We start from the raw sequence: 22,314 nt of genomic DNA on the forward strand, positions 1-22,314 counted from the left end.
TCGTGCCGCGGGGCGGCCAGCATAGCAAAAAGCATGATATTCGGTAAAAAACTCAGAACTTCAGGCATTTGCGAGGGTCTTTTACGGTCATTTCTTATGATTACGTATCCCACCATGGCTATCGCCCATCGACCTCGGACAAGATCTGCATGTTGCGCTCGCTGCTGATCCTGCTGCTGATGCTAGGGCTTGGGTTGACCACTGCAGGCCCGGTCTACGCGCGGCTCCCAGGGCCGCAGCAGAGCGTGCCGGTTAACCCGGCCCGTGACCTGCAGCAGATTCGTGCCACTAAGGTGTTGCGGGTGCTCGTCAACCAGAGCCGCAACAGTTCTGGGGAGGTCAAGGGCGAGCCGGTGGGTATCGAGTATTACCGTCTACGCGGGTTGGAGCATTTTCTCAATGCTCGGGCCGGTGATGGCCAGCAGATCCGCTTGAAAATCATCCCGCGAGCCAAGGAACAACTGCTAGGAGCCCTGCAGCGCGGCGAGGGCGACCTGGCTGCACCTGGCGAATTGCTCGACCCTGCAGTGACAGGCGGGGTGAACCGCAGTGCGCCCGTGGTCGATCAAGTGCCGCTGCTGCTGGTCGGGCGCAAGGGCCAGCGCAGCTACACTCGCGCCGAGCAGTTGTCCGGGCGTACTGTGGCGTTGACCAGTGCCAGCGCTGCAGGTGCGGTGATTCAGCAGCTCAATCAACAACTGGCGCTGCGGAAACGGGCGCCGATCAGGATTGAGTGGGTCGATTCCACATTGGCGGTGGAAGATGTTCTGGAAATGGTCCAGGCCGGTATCTATCCCCTGACCGTAGTGGAGGGCCCGATCGCCCGGCGGTGGGCCAGAGTCATGCCAAAGCTGCGCCTGGATAACCGGGTGCAGTTGGGCCAGGCGCAAGCCATGCGCTGGTATGTGCGGCGTGATGCGACGATGCTGCTGGCTACAGTGGACCGTTTTCTTCAGGGCTATCGTGCTCCGGAAAACCAGGATGCCGCCTTCGAGCGGATCTACCGGCGCCAATACCGCGTTCATAACCCCTTGGCGCACAAAGACCGTCAACGGCTCAGTGCACTGCGTCCGGTGCTGCAGAAGCACGGCCAGGCCCAGCAAATCGACTGGCTGAACTTGGCCGCGCTCGCCTTCAAGGAATCCACGCTCAACCCAGCAGCGCGTGGCAGCGGTGGGGCGCATGGGTTGATGCAGATTACCCCGTCGGCGGCGCAACGGGTGGGAGTCAGCAACACAGGCACGGTGGATGGCAATGTCCAGGCCAGTGCGCGCTACCTGGCGTTGATCCGCAGAAAGTTCTTCTCCAGCCCGCACATCAACGAACGCGAGCGCATGGCGTTCGTACTGGCAGCCTACAATCTTGGCCCGGAGCGGGTTCAGGCCATGCGTGCCGAAGCTCGCAAACGCGGCCTCAATGGCAACCAGTGGTTTTTCCAGACCGAGCGCATCGCCATGGAGCAGGTGGGCATGGGACCGGTCAACTTCGTCAATAGTGTCAACAAGTATTTCCTGGCGTTTAACCGCGAACGTAGAGCGCTTGAGCGCGTGGTCAGCCGCTGACAGGTCTGTTCTGTTTCACCATGGGGCTTGCAGCCGGCGGCTAGTCGCTCTAGCATACCGCCTGCGCCGATTTAAACAGCTACTTGCGGGGCGCAGGATCGGCCCCCGGCTCATCCGAAATACCGCTAAAGCGCTGGTTCGGTGACGCCTCCCACCGCTGCCCAGCGGGATTTGCGAGGCGGAGAGAATCTCCATGAGTTGCCCACGTACCAGTGTCTGTCTGAGCCCGTTGCCTGCCCATCAGGCTACTCGTACACCGCGCATTCTGCTCGGTGGCCAGCATCAGCCCACCCTGCTGCGCCATCTGGAAGGCTTGTCTCGTCGTAAAGGGCAAGCCCGGGCGTTTCTGATTCAGTTCACCGATGATGCGTGCCGGCTCGAGCAGTTCGGCAGTGACCGCTTCGATCTCGCTGTAATCCAAGCGCCCGCCCGCGAAGAGGCCGCCTCTATTATTGGCCAACTGACTCGCATTGCCCGCCAAGGATTGATCACCCGACGCTGAGGAGCGCGCCGTTGAGCACCAATATCATCACTACAGAAGGCCACGCGGCCCTGAAGCAGGAGCTGGATCATCTGTGGCGGGTGTATCGGCCTGAAATCACCCAGAAGGTCGCATGGGCTGCATCGTTGGGGGATCGCAGCGAGAACGCCGACCTCGCTCAATCACCCCAGCGACACTACTATTTCCACTGCAGCCCTTAACGCACCTGGCCTGCACAGATAGTAGTGCTACTAGTTGAGACCTACTTTTTCGAGTAGGTATTCGGCCCCGAAGCAGCGTCGCTTTACAGCGGCGCGGGCTTTTTTCGTTGAACAGACCCATCGCTATTTTAGGAAAATCCTCTGCGTGAGGGGCCTAGGTACAGTCAGGAGTCCATCGGCCAAATCTCCCCGCTAACCAAACCCACGCAATTCGCTTCAGGAAAAGTCGTGAGCTGTCCCGCGAAAAAGCACCGAGCCCGGCTACCCCGCATTAGAGTTTTTCGAATTGGTGGCTGGTTTCTCCCGGGTATCCTCTGGAGTCTTTTCCCGTTTATTCAGTTGGCGAGGTCGTGGGCGTTCCGATCAATCCTCCTGCCCCCGATTCCAGTTCCGTTCCCGGCTCAGGCTCAGGCTGTGCAGACGTGGGCACGTCGTCAGTAGCGTGAGTGGACGATGCCGTTGCATTTGGCAGCCTATTTGATAGATCCACCATGAGTGACATTGCTGGGTCAGATTCCAATACCCCGCGATCCTGCAGCTCTTTGCATTCCTTGTTCGCCAAGAGCTCCTGCAGTGCGGAGAAGACCTCGGGCTCTCGTTCGCTGAGCAAGGATCTGAGCTGGATGAACATGTTCCACGCGTAGGCCCAGCCAGGGTTGAGCGTTGGCGTACACAGTTGGTTTTGGAGGCTCGCGAGCGCGGCTTTAGGATCTGTTTCAAAAGCAGTGACGCCGGGTTTCAGCCATTCGCCCGAATCGTCAGCCCTCAGAATTTTGAAGGGAGAGGGGGTGGAGAAGGAGAGGACATTGCCCGTCGTTGCGAAGAACGTGGTCGCCTGAAACGAGGTTTTCTCGAAGTCGACATGGTTCAGGGTGACGCCGAAGAACGACGCGAGCGAAAGATTTACCTCGTAGAACAGCGAATTTTCGACTGTCACGTTATCCCAAAATGTCCCCTTCAAGCTGGTCTGCACGAAGGTCATGGAATTCAGATTGACGTTCATGAACGTCGCACCGTCCAAGGAGGCCAAGTCGAAGCGGGCTCCATCCAGAATTGTGCCTTCGAAGACTGAACCGTACAGGCGAGCGATCGCAAAGTTGGCTCCCGCCAAGTCAGCCTGGTGAGCCCAGATGCGAGGGAGAATCTGCTGGCTGACATCAAGGTAGCGCAGGTTGCGTGAGCGAAGATCCATTCCGACCTCGCGTGCCATGAAGTAGTCCTTGAGGTCTGGATGGCCAGCTAGCGTGGCCAGCTGGACATTGGTCATTGCCGGGCCAGCCCAGAGGTGTTCTTCACGATCGATCTCGATGTGGGGTATCCACGAGACCGTACCGCCATCTGTGTTATTGAGCAGTTTCGTGTGTGACTTAATCCAGAGCAGAGGGGACAGGTGGCTGGGCACATAGATCACCTCAACGCAGATGGCGAGCCATGCAATCAGTACCGTCACTCCTGCTCTGCGCCCCCATCCCACGATGGTTAGTGCCACTTTGCTTGAGCCCGCAGCCAGAAGCTCCCGGGCGCGTACCAAAGCGGCGGAGCAAGCCCAGTAGAGTGACGCTACCTGGATCGCGAACAGATAAGGGCTTTGATACGCGCTGAATTTGGTGAGAATGAAAAGCAGGGTTGCCGGCCCGGCGCATAGCAGGCAAGCCAGCATGAACCGGTCAGTATGATGGTTGAGAGCCTCATGAGGTGTCGATGCACGGTCGGCCTTGAGTCCGGCGAACATTTTCGGCAGTCGCCGCAAGGTCACCAGGTGACCGATCAGGACTAGCAGAGGGCTTAGGGTGTAAAAGCCGACAACCGAGACAGTGACGCTCACAAGTGGCAACTGGATGCCCTTGCTGGGCACCAGTAGCATCACATCCTTGGTCGACGACACGCTGGCCAGGATGTAGAGGACAAGAAGCGCGTAGGTCAGGCAGGACGATAGGTCGGGCGCGATGGGGTCGTCTTTGCGAACCGTTTTTCGAGGGAATACGACGCGGCTAGGCTGTTTCCGAGATGAAGACATAAGAGTCATCTTGTAGGGGTTAAAAAGGGCGGCAAGGGTAGCCGACTGCTTTGCTCGGGAACACCTGCTGACCAAGGCAGTAGCACTTCATTCTGCTGAGATGTGGGGATACCTTTTCAGGCTGGAATAGAGAGGCGGGCCCATAAGCAGCGCGATACCTGTTTACGAACGGCTAGGTGGGCAGTGACGCCGGGGGCGCGTGCGCAATTGACCTCACTCTGCCGTCCACTGCTTGCATGGCCAAGAAAGCGATTGCTGACGCCGCGCTTTTTGTGGTCGGTTCGCTCGAATAGAGAAGCCGAAATCCGCCACCGCGTTGCGCGATGCGCAGTAGCCTTCGATCCCGTGTAGCCACGAATCAACGTCCGCAGTGGCACGGAAAATCCGGTGACCCCAGCAGGCGCAGCACCCGTTCGACCAGCTACGATTTCGTACTAACGGCGAGCCGCTCTAAGGCCTGACCGCCTAAGCGATCCTTGACAAAAATTCGCCGCTTGATGAAAAATGTCTAGAGAATTGCTATAGCTCTATTCGTAGCAGATGTGAGCTTCAACGCTGAACCAGGGGGTATGAATGTCTAACGTGTCGATTGCACTGATCAAGGAGAGCAACAAAATGCTTTCCTCGACTGCAAAGAAAGCCGTGGCTGCTCGCTCCTCGAAGCTGTCTTCGGACAACATCAACAACCTCATGAAGAAGGCGTTTGATCGTCTTGCACGCTGACCAAGGATTTGTCGCCTCTTGAGTTCATACGAAGACAATGGTGTAGGTGACATCACTGATCAGCCTAGCGTCGCAATCGCCGGATTCGAAGGAGCGCCCAGCCAGGCGCCTGATTCGAATCCGGCGTCTTCGCATTCTGAGATCCAGTTCGACGTTTTTCGTAAGCTGGTGCCCGAGGCGGATGATTTTCTAGGGCTTCTCGCCTATTCACTCTACAAGCGTCATAAGATTGAGTGGATTGAAAACCACCCTGAGGACGACCACAAGGCTTTCAAGAAAGTCGCTTGTACCCCCCAACAGCTGGGAATGTACCGCTATCAAGCGGAGCAGATGGCCAAGAGCTTCATCGACGTTTCGCTCGATCAACTCGAAGCAGGTATGCGCAAGTCGATCGAGGAAGAGGGGGTCTTGGCGCTTATCAGCGACATGGATAAGCGCGTCCATTCAGAAATGGGATCGATCAAGACGGCCGTTTCAACAGGCGTAGAAAGCCTGAAGTGGGGTTTTTGGCCTGCCTTTGGCAATCACATGCTCAGCGGCTTGGCGTCAGTGATCGTGGCGCTGCTGATCTTCGGCAGTTTCTCGCTGTACAGCAAATTCCAGGAGAGCGGTGGGCTTGAGGGCATGGCCAGGGAAGCTTCCCACCAACTCAGTCAGCCACATGTAGCTCCAAATCCAGCACCTTCGCCTGCACCTGTGCAGTCTCCTCAAGGTTGATGCAAACGATTTTGTAGGTCGTGCAGATCACCTGACAGCGACTTGCACAGTCCAGCGGCAACTACGTTTTTCTGCTGTATGTCGGGCCTCACCGGTACGGCAATTTTTGCGCTCACACCACCAGTAAGCCCCGTATCAGGGGCTTCGTTAGGGGATAGTTGCCCTGGCTGTTGGGCGCGGCGTGTGGCGGTACAACCTAGACCAACTCATCTCGCGTCATTGGCGTCAGGTAGTCATGGCGTAGTCGCGGCAGCCCAACGCTGATAGCTCTGTTCAGCATGCTCTGGATTATCGAGCTTCGGCTTTGCACGCAAGGCGAACGCTTTCTCAGCCAATGTCTCCAGCCGCTCAGCCGCCTTGGGCAGCCAGCCGTGCTTGATTGCCCAGCGGCGAATGTTTTCCGCAGGTTCATGATGGTCGCGCGAGCGAAGGATACGGAGGATTCGCTTTGCGTGTTCCTCATCAGACGGATGGAGGATGTTGTGTGCTTTGTTGATCACCTTGGTCAGCGACAACATCGCTTGCTCAACGACTGGGTCTGCTATGAGTTTGGCAGCTGGTTTGGCTGGCTTGCTCGACTGGCCCAACACTTGTGGTGACCATGTCTGCACCCAATCATCGATCTCCCCCGCCGTCCAAGGGATCGCGACGACCGCTGTCACATTCTGCAGTGCATCGACCTTGTCCATCATCTTCTGGCTGGCATATACAGCGATCACTATGGACGGCCGCGATAGCCATTGCAGAGTCTGCATCGTCTCGCACCGCATCTCGGCACCACTAGGAAGCTTGATGGGTTTCCCTTTAACGAGGGCGCCGTGGACTGCGTCACCGAGCGCATTTTGCAGGGAGCCGGAGGTAAGGGAGGCTTTGACTGGTACCAGAAATATGACGTCTGGGACATTCAACGAGGCGCTGAGATGATCAGCAACACCGACCCCCTTGAGAATATGTTCAGGGCTCTGGTTGGTGTCAGGCAGCAGGATCCTTTTTACAGCAGGCATGCATTTGTCCTTGTGACGGTGGCAACGAATGTGGGCCAGTTCAGGTTTTGGAGCTTCACCCCCTTCGTCCAATAGATCAAGCGATGGCCTGTGACGACGGCACGATCTGATTTACGACCCCGGTGAATCAACCATGATCCCTGCGGGGCATTTTCGCTTCGTATCGTGAATAGCAGCGCGCATCTGTAGGGGGGGCGGGAGGTTTACCAGGCGCGATCTACATGTTGCCTGCACCTGGCACACCTCCTGGATCCAGTCAGATCGGGACGACGATCCGGCTACGAGCAACACATATGTTCTCTTTGACCGCGTAGCACTCGACGTAGTGGTCGCCCTGGAAGGTTGAGTGTTCAGTGATCTGTCGGTAACCGCTGTCGATGCGAATCTGACCGCGGATCATGTCGCGCTCAATAGCCTGAGGCCCGACGTTCTTCACCTTCCAGTAAATTTTGTATGGGGGTGGAACATCGATCTCGGAGACCCAGAACGTCAGTTCGCGCTGTCTGGGAATACGATACGCGATGACGCGTGACATCAGGTTGCGTAGCCGGTCGCCCTCGTTTTTGACCGAGCAATCGATCCGCAGGTTGTACTGGATGTCGAGTCTGAATTTCTGACCGATGAACTGCTCGTCGTTCTTGACCCGATTTTCTGCGATCGCCTGCTTCTTCTCCTGCTCGACGTACTCGGGGAAGTGCTCGCCAAAGACTGTGCTCCACCGCTCATGGGCCACCTCAGCGTCGTCAAGGGCCTCTTGCAAGCGTCTCAAAGCTTTCTTGGCCTTGGGGTGGAAGTTGCCTGATTTGGTGACGATGGAGCCACTGCCAGGCGCCCGCCATTGTTCCTTGTCCTCGTCGATATCGACCAGGTAGGCGAAGAAGTCGCGGGTCATTTCGCCGTAGGCGGCATAGGACTTGGTGTCATAGTCCGCAGTGCTGTTGAGAAACTGATAGCACAGCGTATCGATCAGCATGCCTTTCATCGGCACGCCATGGTCGTTTTTCCAGGCGCGAACCATTTTGCACAAGCGCTTGAGGTTATGGTTCTTGTCCTGGTTCAGGCTGTTGATCTCATCAATCTCGGCGACGGGATTGCACTTTTTCCAGCTGCCTCCGTCATTGGCATCCGGGTAGGTGTAGCTGCCGTCGTCGTGCTCGAAAACCGGGAGCACTTCTACCACGTAGTCCGAGAAATATATCGATACAACCTGCTGCTGCGCTTTGACGTCGTGGGTAGGAAACCGTTCTTTGAGAGCCAGCCGGATCTCCCCCAGCAGAGACGATTGCTTGTTGTTTTCGTAGCGCTGAAAGCGATCGTACACCGACCACGGTAACACGAACGCCATGTCCAGATCGCTCACGCCATCTACGGCAGTGTGGCGCCCGTATGAGCCGACTTGCCGGCAGTGCAAGGTGTCAGAGGTACTGTCGTAGTACTTTTCGTTCAGCTTTTCGGTGATCTGCCGGTAGCTCTTGGAAATCTCGTCGGCATTCTTGACCGCCAGGTTCCTGCGAAACTGCTCAAATAGCTCTTTACTCATGAGTGCAGACTTCCTTCAGGGAGAGTAGAAGTTCGGGGTGCGTGGCAAGCCATGAACCGCCGGCTACAGCGATCAGGATCACTACCAGCAGGGCGTAGACAGAAAAGGGGATCTTGTCTCTAAAGAACGAGAACTCACGATGCTCAGCGATCCAGCCGATCTGGTGATCCCAGAAGAATTTTTTGTGGGCAAGCCAGCCCGAGAACAGAATGTGCTTTCTCTGGCAGGCTGGCCCGAAGTCCGCGGTGATCCGATCCAGTTCAGCTTGATCTGCGGGAGTGAATTGCTGGTCGGATTTGCAGCGTGCCGACATGTCCTTCAGTTGATTAAGCAAACCCGTCAGTTTTTCACCAGACTGAAAGTACCGTTCTTTGGAGTCGGCGTAATAGGTGATGTAAAGGCTGCAGATACCGATCACCGTGATGAGCGCCGAGACGTGTTTAGCAGCCAAGAAATCGATGTAGAGTGCTAGCACGCCAATCACCAATGAGATCAGGCCGATCCATCCTGGGGCTTTCTCCACAATGTCGTAGGTGGAGAAATGAAGCTTGGCGGTGTAACCAATGTCGTAAGCCTTTTCGGCGATCAGCTTCAGCGCTACCTGATGATCCATGAATCTACCTGCAGTAAGTCTCATGATTTGGCCGCGCTGGCGGGGCTAGCGCCGTCTAGGCAGCCTTCGCACTGCAGGAGGCGAGAGTACAGCGTATTTCCCTCAAGCCTCCTGAACGGAAAACCTAGAACTTTCGTAGGTTTCTAAGATTGTCCTTAGCGTTATGGTTCGGGTTTGCCCGGAGGTAAATATTTTCAAATACATCCACATCCGCTCCGGTCTGCCACTCCTTGCCGTCATGGTAACGGGACTTGAAGGCCACGCCGGATTGGATAAGTTGTACCACAAACTGCCTTGGGATAATGAACTGCACTTTTGAAGTCGACTTTCGAACACGCACGTATTCGATATGCTCGTCATCTTCGTCGAGTTTGATCCCGTTGATGTAGTAAACGTCTGTCATGGCGGCTCCAGCGTGGGTGAGGGCATGTTACATATATCGGGGCGGAAGTTGGTAGTTCAAGGCAGATCTTTAATTTATTTTATTTGGCGGAAGCTTGACGGTTAATAAAGTCAATAGCCGGCATCTACACATGTGCTTGAATATGTTTGTGCCAATTTTCTATCCAAATGGATGTTTTTTATTGGCTGTAAGGCTCTTTTAGGTCGCAGCGCTTTATGAGCCATTGGGATTTGATCTCATTTTGCGGTATCTATGCCTACCTCACAGATCACGAGCAGTTTCCCGCTCGCGTATGACCACCGTGATGGAGGTAGTTTTTGAGTAAGGAATACGTTTGGGGCCCGTCTTTCTTTGGCAGGGTTCTGACCGGGTCTTCACCTTGGTTGCTGCGACTCACGAATGGGTGTTTTCACCTGACTGTAGGTTATGAAAGCGTAGCGATCAGCTTGAGTGGTCGTGATCGGATAGTAGCGACGAGAGGTATGCTGTGGGGTAGCCTGAGATACGCGGGAGGTATCCTCGGCGGGCTGCCAAACTCATCTGTAGCTGGGGTCAATGACGTCATTGCAGACGTTATCAAGGCACAGGAGCGACAGGAGGCAGAAAATCTCCTGCAGGCCCAGAGTCAGAAAGACGAGCGAATTGCGCGCTTTAGAACATCGCACGCTCTTCTACGTTCGTGGTTGTCCGACGCTAACCGGCTTTTGAATGATTCAAGAAGCCAGCGCCGATGGGTCACACACGAGCAACAGGTCGCGTTGCAAGCAGCTAGGCCGAGCTTGCCGATTGCTGATAATGAGCTGGATGTCTTGCTGCAAGACGAAGCGCTTAGGGATGCTCTGGGTGTTTCCCTCATCGACGTGCAACGTGCGCTGGCCATCTGGCGTGGCGATTGGATCGCGCTCTGGAAAAAGATCAACAAAGAGCACACTGAAAGCGAGCTGGTGGCCTCGAAATGGCTGCTCTCTAATGTGGAAAAGTTGCCGCTGAATGACGAGCAGGCGAGGGCGGTTATCTGTTTCGACAACCGCGTGCAAGTCGCAGCTTCAGCAGGTTCTGGCAAGACCTCCACCATGGTAGCCAAGGCTGCTTACGCGATCGACCGTGGGTTCTTCCAGCCCAAAGAAATCGTGATGCTCGCGTTCAACAAGGACGCTGCTGAGGAACTCGCGCAGCGAGCAGAGCAGTCTTTTGCGCGACTGAAGATGGGCAACGTCAAGGTTAGGGCGAAGACATTTCACCGGCTTGGCCTTGCCATCATCGGCTATGCCACCAAGAAGAAGCCCAGGGTACCGGACTGGGTAGTCAAGGAGAAACTGGCCTTCGAGAAGTTGGAGGAATTGATCGATCAGCTGAAGTCGAACGAGGTCGGCTTTCGCAGTCGCTGGGATCTGTTCCGCCTTGTCTTTGGTCGCGATCTGCCCGCGTTCAAATCGATGAAGGTGCCCCCCAAGCAAAACTCCAAAGCAGGTCGCCTCATTCCGATTCAGGGCGATCCGGTCAAAAGCCTGGAAGAGTGCATGATCGCCAACTGGCTTCACTACAATGGAGTGGAGTACGTCTACGAGCGACCCTACGAGCATGACACCGCCACCGAGACTCACAGTCAGTACCATCCTGATTTCTACTACCCCGCAATTGGTCTGTATCACGAGCACTTCGCGCTGAACGAGCATGGGCAGCCACCTGAGCACTTCGAAGGGTATCTGAAGGAAACGCTTTGGAAGCGCGCGCTCCATCGCGAGCACGGTACCCGGTTGATCGAAACGACCTCGCATCAAATCCGTGAAAACACCTGGGTTGAGCACCTTACGCGTGAGCTGACCAGTCGAGGGATCAAGCTGGATCCCAATCCTGATCGTCCAGTGCCACCGGGTCGTCAACCGCCTTTGTCGGCGATGAAGCTCATTGGACTAATCCGCACCTTCATCGCTCATGTGAAGAGCAACTGCCTGACGGAACAAGACCTGCTGGCCCGCGTTGATGAGTTACCTGCGAGCGTGTTCAAGCATCGCTACCGGATGTTTCTCGACATCCTCTGGCCTGTGATGAAGGCCTGGGATGCAGAACTTAAGCGCGTGGGTGGTCTCGATTTTGAAGACATGCTCGTTCAAGCCGCTGAGCATGTGGAACAAGGCCGATGCTTGCCTAAATTCCGCTTGGTCATGGCGGATGAATTCCAGGATGCTTCCAGGGCCAGGGCGCGCCTGTGCAGAGCGCTGGTGAGCGCACCAGGGCGTCACTTCTTTGCGGTAGGCGATGACTGGCAGTCGATCAACAGGTTTGCCGGGGCCGACGTCTCGGTGATGACGGATTTCACAACATTCTTCGGCTCCGGGCAGTTGCTGAAATTGGAGCAGACATTCAGATGCCCTCAAGCCCTCTGTGATGTATCCAGTCGATTTGTGAGCAAGAATCCGGTGCAGCTGTCCAAAACGGTGTACTCGAAAACGCCCGCGGTTGGGCCGGCTGCGCAAGCAGTGATGCTGCCGCGTATGGACAGTGTTGGGCCTGCAATCGTGAAGTTCCTGGAAAGCCTCGTAGCAGGTTTGATAGATGGCTCGATCCCAAAAGCCAAGGATCGTTTAATCAAAGTCTGCATCCTTGGGCGTTACAACGACGAAGAAAGCTTTGTGCCAACGGGTTGGCGGGCGAGGTTTGGGAGGTACATTCAAGTGTCGTTCTTGAGCGTCCACCGCTCGAAAGGAACGGAAGCTGACTATGTGATCTTGCCTGCGATGGTCAGCAAGAAACGAGGGCGTAGCTTCCCAAGTACCATGACTGATGATCCCGTGCTGAGCTTGGTCATGCCAAAAGGCGATGCGTATGAATTCGCAGAAGAGCGCAGGCTGTTCTACGTGGCGCTCACCCGAGCGCGGCGCACCGTGTTGATGTACACCGTTCAGAAGCAGGTGTCGGTGTTTCTCAAGGAGCTGGTGCAGGATGGTGCACTGCAAGTGGAGGACATCCATGGCACGACGGTCAGGCTGAATCCGTGTCCGAGCTGTACCATCGGTGACCTGGTGGTGAAAGACGGTACGAATGGTAAATTCGTAAAGTGCAATAACTTCCCAGAGTGCGACTACAAGCCGCCTGCGAAGAAGCCTGTCAAAAAAACTCGTTACTATGGCAAGCGTTACAGCAGGAAAAATTATCGGGCCTAAGGTTCATGTCTGCCGCTAAATCCATACTACGGTCACGGGAAGCACTGGCCCATGACCGAGAGTCATTGTTGGAGAGAAAGCGCTTGACGCCGACTGGGCTTGCCAGGTGGCAGAGCGCAGGCTTTTTTTGGTGTTTAGTAGGTTTGATGGGGACGGCCCTGCTGCGATCGGCATGGTCGGTCTCCACACCTATCGGTGGGGTAAGTTGGCGATCTGATTTTGTTCGCTGAACTGCCCCGGCTGCCAACGATTGGTGAGTGTGATGGCTGAAATTTTCTGAGCCACTATTTGGCTACCACGTAACGATGGGCTGGGCTAGGATTGGCCAGCTGCAGCGTTATTCAATCAGAGCGTGCCTGAGTGCGTGGGCCGCCGGTCATGGTTAGCCAGAAGGGATTCGAGCGTTGATACTCAAGCAGATGCGCGTGTGTGGTTTTCAATCGTTTGGTGCGAAACCGGTCACTGTCGATTTCAGAAAACTGACGTTCCTGATTGGCCCCAACGGTTCCGGTAAAACAGCAACGCTGCAGGCGCTCTGCCGACTGTTCTCGATTGATCCTAATCAGCGACGCCTGCGCAAGTCTGACTTCTTCGTTGCGCATGACGAAGAACATAGGCCGGATGAGCGCACGCTGTGGATCGAGGCGGATTTCTACTTCCCAGAGATCGCCGATGAGACCCAGGAACACCCGACCATCCCGTGCAACTTTGGGCACATGCGGTTGGATAACATCAACGGTGTGCCCCGTGTGCGTTACCGCCTGGATGCCTCGCTCGGGCTCGACGATGAGATCGAGCAGAGCCTGCGCTACGTGTCGGAAGTCGACGAAGACGGCAATCCAGTAGCTACTTCCCCGGTACCGCGCGATGAACGTAATCAGATCCAGGTGCACTACCTGCCCGCGCGACGTGATCCGGCTGAACACATCACCTACGGGACAAATGCGCTTCTTGGTCGCTTACTCCGGGCTGTGAACTGGGCGGAGCAGCGCGAAAAGATCAGCCAGCTGTCTGCCGATATTTCCGAGAGCCTCAGCACCAACCCATCAGTGATCAACCTCGGTGATGGGATCGCCAATGCCTGGGGCAGGCTACACAAAGGTAAGTTTTTTAAAGACCCAAGCCTGACGTTCGTCACTCATGAAATCGAGGCATTGCTTAGGCATCTCTCCGTATCCTTTACCCCCGGTCACGGCGAGCAGCAAGTCGACTTCTCTCGTCTGAGCGATGGGCAAAAATCGATGCTCTATCTGACCTTGGTGCTCACCTCCCAGGCCATCGGAAGGGCAGTGCTTAAAGGCGATGATGACTCATTCGACATGGATAAGCTTAAGCCTGCCGTGTTCACCCTCATCGCTCTGGAAGAGCCCGAGAACAGCCTGTCCCCACATTATCTGGGCCGGATCGTATCTTCACTGAAGGAACTGGTGCTCGGTAGAGGAAATTCAGACGCTCAGGCAATGATCGCTACGCACGCTCCATCCATGCTGCGACGCGTCGAGCCTGAGCAGATCCGTTACCTCAGACTTGATGAGTCACGCTGCACGGTCGTGACCAAGATCAAGATGCCACCAGACAAGCATGGCGAAGCCTACAAATTCGTCAGAGAAGCCGTTCAGGCATTTCCCGAAATTTATTTCTCAAGGTTAGTGGTGCTAGGAGAGGGTGATAGCGAGGAGATTGTATTGCCTCGTTTACTCGCTGCAGAGGGACTTATGGTGGATGAGGCCGCGGTGTGCATTGCACCGCTAGGTGGCCGCCACGTGAACCACTTCTGGCGTCTCCTGAGCGAGCTGAAAATTCCTTACGTGACATTGCTGGATCTCGACGTGGCGCGGCATGGCGGAGGGTGGGGGAGGATCAAATATGTGGCAACACAGCTCAATCTCCATCAGCCCAACCAGAGCTACATCCCGGCGGAAAAGCTGGATAAAATTCCCGCGTGGAACAGCAAGGACTACAAGATTCTCAAGGTTGAGAAGAGCCGTGACTACAGGTCATACATCGCAGGGCTGGAACCTTTTAACGTGTTCTTCTCCAGTCCTATGGACTTGGATTTCGCCATGCTCTGCGCTTTTCCAGAAGCGTTCGGTATCGAGGCCAAGCACCTTGTGACACCGAAGGTCGGTCAACTCAGGTCTGTATTAGGCGAAAGCTTCTACGATGAGAAGCAGTACAGCGTTTCTGAGCGAGAGTACTTCGCTGCCTACCACAAGCTCTTCAAGGTAGATAGCAAGCCTAAATCGCACATTGAGGCGCTCTCAAGGCTCACGGATGAAGACCTGCGGCAAGGCATGCCGTCATCTCTCAAACGGCTCGTCAAGCATGTGATCAAAATGGCTGGGGAGCTCCACGAATGATCAGGGTCGAGGAGTGGACGCCATCGGACGGAATCGTGCTTGAGCCTAATGCAGATACCGCAGCAAGGGAGCAGATACGCTGTGTAGCGTTGACGGCAGGCCCAGGCTCAGGGAAGTCCGAACTTCTCGCTCAGCGGGCCGACTTCCTGCTCACAACCGGTGTATGCCGTTATCCAAAGCGTATCTTGGCAATCGCCTTCAAAGTTGATGCCAGCAATAACCTGAAGGAACGTGTTTGGCGTCGGTGCGGCGCCGCTTATGCGGGTCGCTTCGACAGCTATACCTTCCATGGTTTGGCCAAGAGAATTGTCGAGCGGTTCCGACCCGTGTTGACAGGCACCGATGCGCTGAACCCGAACTTCAAGGTTGTTGCCAAGGGCAAGGCTCATCCCGTGCAGACCGAGTTCAAAGAACTCATCCCACTCGCCATCAAGATTCTTGACGCCTATCCGCCGGCGATCAACGCGATACGCCAAACGTACAGCGATGTCTTCCTGGACGAATTCCAGGACTGCACGGATGAACAATACAAGCTCGTGACTAGGCTCTTCGTAGGGGCTGGTCGCCGCGTGACTGCGGTAGGGGATGTGAAGCAGAAGATCATGGGATGGGCGGGTGCCTTGGATGGTGTGTTCGCTAGGTTCGTCGAAGACTTCGATGCGCGACACCTCAATATCTACCGCAACTTTCGGTCACTGCCTCACCTGCTTAGGCTTCAGAACGACATCATCAAAGTGCTCGATCCTGCATCGGAAATGCCTGGGAATTTGCTCAGTGGCCAAGGGGGTGAGATTCATTTGCTGCGCTATGCCGATTGCGAAGATGAGGCCCGTGACCTCGCCGAGCGAATTTCGCATTGGGTCAACGTTGAGGGAATCGCACCCGCAAAGATCGCGATACTCACGCGTGCTCAGCCCGAGGCCTACTGCGTGCGTTTGACTTCCGAGCTGGAGAGCTGGGGTATCAGCTATCGGAACGAAAACAAGGCACAGGACATCTCCACTGAGCCTATTGCCCAGGTCATCGTGGATTACCTGCTTTGTATCTATGGCCTGCGAGAGCCCAAGGCTTGGACGCGTCTAACTCGCCGGATCATTCCTTCGGAGGACGACGCCGACGGTAAGCTCAAGAGCAATTGGAGTCGTTATGTCAAAGAGGCGCGCAAGTCGGCCGCGGCTGATATGGTTGGCAAGACGTATGCTCAGCGGTGGGAGCTCCTGGAAGAGTTTCTGAGCATGGTGGGGCAGACGTTACTGGCCGGCCTGTCTCATGATTACCAGTCCCGAGAGCATCTACGCGAGCTCATCGAGAGCGTCAAAACCTACATTGACGAAGCCATGGTCAGAGAACCCGACCTTCTTCAAGCGCTGGCCCAGCTCTCAAATGACCAGTCGATACGTATACTCACCGTGCACAAGAGCAAGGGCTTGGAGTTCGACACAGTCGTATTGCTTGGCGTAGAAAGTCAGGCCTACTTCGGTGACCTCCATGAGAGCCGATGCACATTTTTTGTTGGCGTATCACGTGCAGAGCGAAGACTCGTGGTGACAACGGCGGGGCATCGGGACAATCTCGGGCAGGTCAACCACTGGAAGGTATCCCGCACAGCCCAAGCTGAATTCCTAGAGTACGTTATCCCTTGGATTACTCATTCTAACTGATCATGGGAAACGATCGGAAAACCGCGCAGCGCCATCCCAACCTACGCAGGTATTGGTTGATCGTTGCCGTGAAACGGCTAGCTGCCTGAAAATTCCGCCTGAGACAGATCCGGGGCTTTCAATTCCTACAAGCGCTTCTCAAGGTCTATGCCTCAACCCCAACATCCGGGCAGGTTTCGAGCGGCATCGGTACCTCTGTGATACTGGCCTGACCACTCGATGCCCCAGTCTTCAACTGCAGGCCGGAGGGCCATTGCACGGCAGTTCGGCACTTTCCAGTGCCACTTTTTGGCGTTCGTGTGTGCCAGGCCGGCAAGCATGGGTTCGCAGCTGTTCCGGTCGGCATCCATGGCTAATTGCTTGGCATCGTAATCACCCCAGGAGCACCACATTAGGGCTTCACCTTTGAACGGCGCGAGGTAGTCCTCCAGCGATTGCCGAACCTGGTCATAGGTGCCAGCACTGGGCGTGCTGGTAGGTGAGATCCTGCGAGCTGGCTGATCCGGTTGGGCTGGCAGTATCATGTCAGTTTGAGTGCAAATGGGCCCTGCGGGGTAAGCGTCCGGTGAACTCACCTTCCGAACGCCAGCTTTAAGGGCGATGGTGTCCGCGTATTTTTAAGCGGACGCGATCACCCTTATCGCCAGGATTTCCATGCGCCAACGAAGCTCTTATCCGAAACCATTCAAAGCCCAGGTCGTTCAGGAATGCCTGCAACCTGGCGCATCCATTTCCAGAGTCGCCATCAGCCACGGTATCAATGCCAACGTCATCCGCAAATGGCTGCCGCTCTACCGAGATCAGCCCGCAGCGACTTCACTACCGGAGTTCGTCCCGGTAAAAGCCGCACCTAAACGGCCAGCCGAAGCGTCAGTGATCATCGAGTTGCCCATGGCCGACCAAGTGATCACAGTGAAATGGCCAACCTCAGATCCCGAGGGCTGCGCGCAATTTATCCGGGCTGTCGCTCAATGATCCGCATTGATGCAATCTGGCTGGCCACCGAGCCGATGGACATGCGCGCCGGTACCGAAACGGCATTGGCCCGGGTGATCGCGGTGTTCGGTGCGGCGAAGCCGCACTGCGCTTATCTGTTCGCCAATCGCCGGGCTAACCGGATGAAAGTGCTGGTACACGATGGCGTGGGTGTCTGGCTTGCCGCGCGACGACTGAATCAAGGCAAGTTTCACTGGCCCGGCATTCGCCATGGCTGTGAGGTCGAACTCGACAGCGAGCAACTCCAGGCGTTGGTGCTGGGCCTGCCGTGGCAGCGGGTCGGCTCAGGCGGCGTGATCAGCATGCTGTAACCGCCGGCCATTTGGCCGGTCTGCTTGTCGTCGTATCAAGCTTGCTCTGGCACAATCGGCGGCATGAGTTTCTCGCACAACCTCGACCAAATGACCCCGGAACAGCTTCGTGCTTTGGCGGCACAGGCGTTGCAGTTGCAGTCCCAAGTCGAGGCGATGAGCAGAAAGATCCAGAACGATGAAACCATCATCGAGCAGCTCACTTACGAAATCGCCCTGCTCAAACGCCACAAGTTTGCCAAGCGCAGCGAGCAAATCAGCCCGGCGCAAGGCAGCTTGTTGGATGACCTGCTCGATACAGACCTTGAAGCTATCGAGGCCGAGCTGAAACAACTCCTCCCAGCCTCATCACAGGCCGAGCAACGACAATCGCCGAAACGTGCGCCATTGCCGCCGCAGTTTCCGCGTACCGTGATTCGTCACGACCCCGAAAACACCCAGTGCGCCTGTGGCTGCTTACTTCAGCGCATCGGCGAAGATGTCAGCGAAAAGCTGGATTACACGCCCGGCGTGTTCACGGTCGAGCAACATGTGCGTGGCAAATGGGCCTGCCGTCAGTGCGAAATACTGATCCAGGCGCCGGTACCGGCCCAAGTAATCGACAAAGGCATCCCGACCGCAGGCTTGCTGGCCCACGTCATGGTAGCCAAGTTCGCCGATCACTTGCCGCTGTACCGGCAGGAGAAAATCTTTGGCCGCGCCGGGTTGGCAATCGCTCGCTCGACCTTGGCCCAGTGGGTCGGACAAACCGGCGTGCGGCTCCAGCCGCTGGTCGATGCACTGCGTGAAGCGGTGCTGAACCAAGGTGTGATTCACGCCGACGAAACACCGGTGCAAATGCTTGCGCCAGGCGAGAAGAAAACCCACCGGGCCTACGTCTGGGCGTACAGCACCACCCCGTTTTCAGCACTGAAAGCCGTTGTGTATGACTTCAGCCCCAGTCGTGCCGGCGAACATGCGCGTAACTTCATGGGCGACTGGAGCGGCAAGTTGGTCTGCGACGACTTCGCAGGCTACAAAGCTGGTTTTGAGCAAGGCATCACTGAAATCGGCTGCATGGCCCACGCCCGGCGCAAGTTTTTCGATCTGCATGTCGCGAACAAAAGCCAGTTGGCCGAACAAGCGCTGCACTCGATCAGCGGCTTGTACGAGGTCGAACGCCAGGCGCGGGACATGAGTGATGAAGATCGGTGGCGAACACGTCAGAAGTTGGCGGTACCGATCAGCAAAAAACTGCATGACTGGATGCTGGCCCAGCGCGACATGGTGCCCAACGGATCAGCCACGGCCAAAGCCCTCGATTACAGCCTGAAACGCTGGGTAGCGCTGACGCGCTACCTGGACGATGGAGCTGTACCCATCGACAACAATCAGGTCGAGAACCAGATACGGCCATGGGCACTCGGGCGCTCGAACTGGCTGTTTGCCGGGTCGCTGCGCAGTGGTAAACGGGCGGCTGCAATCATGAGCCTGATCCAATCGGCGCGTATGAATGGGCATGATCCGTATGCCTATCTCAGAGATGTGCTGACCCGGCTGCCGACGCAGCGAGCCAGTGATATCGGGCAATTGCTACCCAATCAATGGATGCCGGCCTGATGAATAATGAATCGCCCCGAAGCAGAAGCTTAGGAGCGATTCACGATTACAGCCCTAGCCGGGCAGACTCAGGTGCAACAAGGGGAAGGGGCGGCCCTCGCCATCTAGCGGAGAACGACCTGTTTGAACAAACCCGTAATGTAAATAGAACCCTACCGCTTCAGGGTTCTGTTCATTCACATCAACACTCATCTGACTGCGCGAACTGCGGGCATGATCCAGCAGTGCGCGGCCAATCCCTTTCCCTCGCAGATCTGGTTCGATGAAGAGCATCTCTACGTGGTTTTCATTGAGCCCGATGAACCCTAGCGGGCAGTCCTCGGCATCTACCGAAACCCATAATTCAACAGCGGGTAGGTAAATATCGCGGAGCTGAGGAAGCAATGCCTCGATATCGGATTCTTGCAGGAAGTGATGTGTGGCGCGAACGGAGCGCAGCCAAATGTTGAGCAGTTGCGGATGGTCGGCGTTAGTAGCCTGACGAATGATCATAGAATCATCCTTTACACTTGATATCGGAAATGAGGCGCGCTAGTAGATAGCGACCGTATAAGTGTCGGCAACGTGTATGACCGCTTCGCGAGTTAACGCCTGGGCGGTTCACGGCAGAGGTAGCCGGAAAGGAGGGAGGAAGGACGATACTGAGAGGCTTTGGGGGTGTCAAAAAAAATTACGGAAGGGAATGGTGGAAGCATACCTGACAGATGGTGGCCGGGCCGGTAGGGATCTCACGCCGGACGCTAGAACCGGATGATGTCAGGAGCTTACGGTGACTTACTCGGACGCTTACCCTGCGGGGCCCTTTTCTTTGGGTGAAGGAAGAAACGGCAATGCTGGATTGGTGGGACAAATATCGGGACAAGGCATTGCTGGTCGCATTCGGGGTGGCTTTTGTACTGCTTGTGTTGGTGAAGGTGAAGCTGGACGTCCCGGCATTTATGAAAGGGCCGGGCTGGAAAACTGAATCGCCCCTGGTTTCGTAGACACCCCCAAGCCTCATAATGAGGCCCAAATAGGAGGTGCCATGAGTCGTCAGCGTTACCCCGAAGAATTCAAGATCGAAGCGGTCAAGCAAGTGACCGAAAAAGGCAAACCTGTCGCCGAGGTCGCCCAGCGCCTGGGCATGTCCGTGCACAGCCTTTACGCCTGGATCAAGGTCTACAGCAAGCCCCAAGAGCAGCGTCAGCAAGACAATGATCAGCAGGCTGAACTGCGCAAGCCGCGCGCTGAACTCAAGCGGGTGACAGAAGAGCGAGACATATTAAAGAAGGCCGCCGCGTACTTTGCCAAGGAGTGCGGCTGAAGTACGCCTTCATCAACAAGCACTCGACGGATTACCCAGTGCGTCGCCTTTGCCAAACCCTCAAGGTGCATCCCAGCGGCTACTACGCTTGGCTGGCCGAGCCTCAATCTGCCCGAGCCAAAGAAGATCAGCGCCTGCTTGGTTTGATCAAGCAGGCCTGGTTAGAAAGCGGCGGCGTGTATGGCTATCGCAAGATTCACGATGACCTGCGAGAGCTAGGAGAGATCTGTGGGCGAAATCGAGTCGGTCGCTTGATGCAGGCAGAGGGGCTGCGTTCTCAAACGGGCTATCGCCGTCGTACTGGGTTTTATGGCGGAAAACCAAAAGCGGCATCGCCCAACCATCTGGCCAGGCAGTTCAAGGTCAGTGAGCCGAATAAGGTCTGGGTGACCGATATCACCTACATCCGCACCTACGAAGGGTGGCTGTATCTGGCGGTAGTGCTGGATCTGTTCTCTCGCCAAGTCATTGGTTGGTCAATGAAGCCCAGGATGAGCAGCGACCTAGCCATCGACGCCATGCTGATGGCCGTGTGGCGACGCAAGCCACAGCAGCAAGTGATGATTCACTCAGACCAAGGCAGTCAGTTCAGTAGCTCAGATTGGCAAAGCTTCCTGAAAGCCAACAATGTGATCAGTAGCATGAGCCGAAGGGGAAACTGCCACGACAATGCCGTAGCCGAGAGCTTTTTCCAGCTTTTGAAGCGGGAGCGAATCCGACGAAAGATCTACGCAACGCGTGACGAAGCCCGAAGTGATATTTTCGATTACATCGAGATGTTCTATAACCCCAAGCGTCGACACAGCAGTGCTATGCAGCTGTCGCCAGTAGAGTATGAGAAACGCTATTTTCTGAGCTTGGAGAGTGTCTAGGGAACCCGGGGCGATTCACACAGTGCATGAGCGTTGCGGGCGAAGAAGAGCTCATCACGCTCTACCAAACCAGCATGCACGAGGGGAAGCACACACTACCTCGTGATTTTCCCGCCTCAAGCATGATTGTGCTCGCCGAGGGCGATTGGGAAACTTTCAATTCAAGCGCCGAGCGGCTAGCCCGAAATGAAGCCAACCGTCTCAGTTACTTCTGGGACGAGATCATCGAGGTTCAATCCAAATACATCCGCTCTGATGAAGCCGTTGCAGTGGACGGTGAAAACTACACAAATGATGAGAAGGAACAGCTCGTCAGGGCGCTTGCGATGGAGAATCGCTTTGCACGTCGGGTCTTGGGTGACGCGCTTCATGATCTGCTCCGGCAACCTGTGCCCCTGGGAAGTCAGTCGACTCGGATCATGCCAAGTCCAACGGTGAAAGGGCGGTTCTACGTGTTCACGATCGTGCCTCGTGACCAAGCAGTGGACTATCAGGTTTTCAGGGAGGATCGTGCCGATTTTCTCGCCACCTATTGTCACGGTCTACGGCTGAGGTATCCCGACATCGTTGAAGTGGTAGGGCTTACGTCTGAACCTTTCTCCTCCCGTGCTTCCTCACAGGATTTGCTCTACATGGCGTTCCCGGAGCCTGCGACCCAGGAAGAGCTGGATTTCCTTCGTGAGCAGTGCGACGAGCTTGGTATTCTCCAGGGGCACTCAATGCGGCCACAGGCGTTTGAAGCCTACGAGTATCCAAAAGAGTGAGCG

At 55.9% G+C, this 22,314-nt stretch carries 19 protein-coding genes and 1 pseudogene; 14 read left to right on the forward strand and 6 right to left on the reverse strand.

The window, feature by feature from the left end:
• The first annotated feature begins 149 nt into the window (after positions 1-149).
• From HU725_RS07975 to greB, 3 genes and pseudogenes are all read left to right on the forward strand, one after another.
• Positions 150-1,562, forward strand: a complete 1,413-nt coding sequence (locus tag HU725_RS07975; RefSeq protein WP_186476769.1) for an MltF family protein — start codon at positions 150-152, stop codon at positions 1,560-1,562.
• A gap of 193 nt (positions 1,563-1,755) precedes the next feature.
• Positions 1,756-2,064, forward strand: coding sequence for a hypothetical protein (locus HU725_RS07980; protein WP_186476770.1), 309 nt, complete (start codon positions 1,756-1,758; stop codon positions 2,062-2,064).
• Between the two features lie 11 nt (positions 2,065-2,075).
• A pseudogene (greB, locus tag HU725_RS07985) lies at positions 2,076-2,216 on the forward strand (transcription elongation factor GreB); the annotation flags it as partial.
• A gap of 379 nt (positions 2,217-2,595) precedes the next feature.
• On the opposite strand, the gene HU725_RS07990 reads toward greB, so the two are convergent.
• Positions 2,596-4,281: a pentapeptide repeat-containing protein gene (locus HU725_RS07990; RefSeq protein ID WP_186476772.1), complete on the reverse strand. Its 1,686-nt coding sequence runs from the start codon at positions 4,279-4,281 to the stop codon at positions 2,596-2,598.
• Positions 4,282-4,854: 573 nt separating this feature from the next.
• Here HU725_RS07990 and HU725_RS07995 point away from each other — a divergent pair.
• Together HU725_RS07995 and HU725_RS08000 are read left to right on the forward strand one after the other, a co-directional pair.
• Complete coding sequence (locus HU725_RS07995; RefSeq protein WP_186476773.1) at positions 4,855-5,004, forward strand: hypothetical protein; 150 nt, start codon at positions 4,855-4,857, stop codon at positions 5,002-5,004.
• Between the two features lie 18 nt (positions 5,005-5,022).
• The gene (locus HU725_RS08000) at positions 5,023-5,721 is read left to right on the forward strand and encodes a hypothetical protein (RefSeq protein WP_186476774.1); all 699 of its coding nucleotides are present in this window, start codon (positions 5,023-5,025) and stop codon (positions 5,719-5,721) included.
• 233 nt (positions 5,722-5,954) lie between these two features.
• Here the strand turns inward: HU725_RS08000 and HU725_RS08005 are convergent, their stop codons facing one another.
• From HU725_RS08005 to HU725_RS08020, 4 genes are all read right to left on the reverse strand, one after another.
• Positions 5,955-6,725, reverse strand: coding sequence for a DUF1889 family protein (locus HU725_RS08005; protein ID WP_186476775.1), 771 nt, complete (start codon positions 6,723-6,725; stop codon positions 5,955-5,957).
• A gap of 256 nt (positions 6,726-6,981) precedes the next feature.
• Entirely contained in the window at positions 6,982-8,265 is a 1,284-nt protein-coding gene (locus HU725_RS08010; protein ID WP_186476776.1) for an SMODS domain-containing nucleotidyltransferase, read from the reverse strand.
• Positions 8,258-8,878 (reverse strand): SLATT domain-containing protein, encoded by a 621-nt coding sequence (locus HU725_RS08015; protein WP_186476777.1) that lies wholly within the window; start codon positions 8,876-8,878, stop codon positions 8,258-8,260. Before HU725_RS08015 ends, HU725_RS08010 begins: the two co-directional genes overlap by 8 nt.
• A 124-nt stretch (positions 8,879-9,002) precedes the next feature.
• Complete coding sequence (locus HU725_RS08020) at positions 9,003-9,281, reverse strand: DUF3892 domain-containing protein (protein ID WP_176507740.1); 279 nt, start codon at positions 9,279-9,281, stop codon at positions 9,003-9,005.
• Positions 9,282-9,763: 482 nt separating this feature from the next.
• Here HU725_RS08020 and HU725_RS08025 point away from each other — a divergent pair, with 482 nt between their 5' ends.
• The 6 genes from HU725_RS08025 to tnpC all read left to right on the forward strand — a co-directional run bounded on the left by HU725_RS08025 (position 9,764) and on the right by tnpC (position 19,372).
• On the forward strand, positions 9,764-12,445 hold the full coding sequence (locus HU725_RS08025; protein ID WP_186476778.1) for a UvrD-helicase domain-containing protein: 2,682 nt from the start codon (positions 9,764-9,766) through the stop codon (positions 12,443-12,445).
• Between the two features lie 404 nt (positions 12,446-12,849).
• Positions 12,850-14,805 (forward strand): ATP-dependent nuclease, encoded by a 1,956-nt coding sequence (locus HU725_RS08030; RefSeq protein WP_186476779.1) that lies wholly within the window; start codon positions 12,850-12,852, stop codon positions 14,803-14,805.
• A complete protein-coding gene (locus HU725_RS08035) occupies positions 14,802-16,466 on the forward strand; it encodes a UvrD-helicase domain-containing protein (RefSeq protein WP_186476780.1) in 1,665 nt (554 codons plus the stop codon). The genes HU725_RS08030 and HU725_RS08035 overlap by 4 nt, the downstream gene beginning before the upstream one ends.
• A gap of 654 nt (positions 16,467-17,120) precedes the next feature.
• Positions 17,121-17,441, forward strand: a complete 321-nt coding sequence (gene tnpA / locus HU725_RS08040) for an IS66-like element accessory protein TnpA (protein ID WP_021783263.1) — start codon at positions 17,121-17,123, stop codon at positions 17,439-17,441.
• Positions 17,438-17,773, forward strand: a complete 336-nt coding sequence (tnpB, locus tag HU725_RS22885; RefSeq protein WP_003189483.1) for an IS66 family insertion sequence element accessory protein TnpB — start codon at positions 17,438-17,440, stop codon at positions 17,771-17,773. The genes tnpA and tnpB overlap by 4 nt, the downstream gene beginning before the upstream one ends.
• Positions 17,774-17,836: 63 nt before the next feature.
• A complete protein-coding gene (tnpC, locus tag HU725_RS08050) occupies positions 17,837-19,372 on the forward strand; it encodes an IS66 family transposase (protein WP_186476781.1) in 1,536 nt (511 codons plus the stop codon).
• Positions 19,373-19,426: 54 nt separating this feature from the next.
• On the opposite strand, the gene HU725_RS08055 is transcribed toward tnpC, so the two are convergent.
• The gene (locus tag HU725_RS08055; RefSeq protein WP_021783265.1) at positions 19,427-19,864 is read right to left on the reverse strand and encodes an acetyltransferase; all 438 of its coding nucleotides are present in this window, start codon (positions 19,862-19,864) and stop codon (positions 19,427-19,429) included.
• A 338-nt stretch (positions 19,865-20,202) separates the two neighbouring features.
• Here HU725_RS08055 and HU725_RS08060 point away from each other — a divergent pair, with 338 nt between their 5' ends.
• The 3 genes from HU725_RS08060 to HU725_RS08070 all read left to right on the forward strand — a co-directional run bounded on the left by HU725_RS08060 (position 20,203) and on the right by HU725_RS08070 (position 22,311).
• On the forward strand, positions 20,203-20,355 hold the full coding sequence (locus tag HU725_RS08060) for a hypothetical protein (protein ID WP_186476782.1): 153 nt from the start codon (positions 20,203-20,205) through the stop codon (positions 20,353-20,355).
• A gap of 41 nt (positions 20,356-20,396) precedes the next feature.
• A protein-coding gene (locus HU725_RS08065; protein WP_186476783.1) for an IS3 family transposase occupies positions 20,397-21,547 on the forward strand; the annotation gives its coding sequence in 2 pieces (ribosomal slippage) (positions 20,397-20,634 and positions 20,634-21,547; 1,152 coding nt in all).
• Positions 21,548-21,573: 26 nt separating this feature from the next.
• On the forward strand, positions 21,574-22,311 hold the full coding sequence (locus HU725_RS08070) for a hypothetical protein (protein WP_186476784.1): 738 nt from the start codon (positions 21,574-21,576) through the stop codon (positions 22,309-22,311).
• The last annotated feature ends 3 nt before the right edge of the window (positions 22,312-22,314 follow it).

It is taken from the genome of Pseudomonas promysalinigenes, assembly GCF_014269025.2.
Lineage (GTDB): Bacteria > Pseudomonadota > Gammaproteobacteria > Pseudomonadales > Pseudomonadaceae > Aquipseudomonas > Aquipseudomonas promysalinigenes.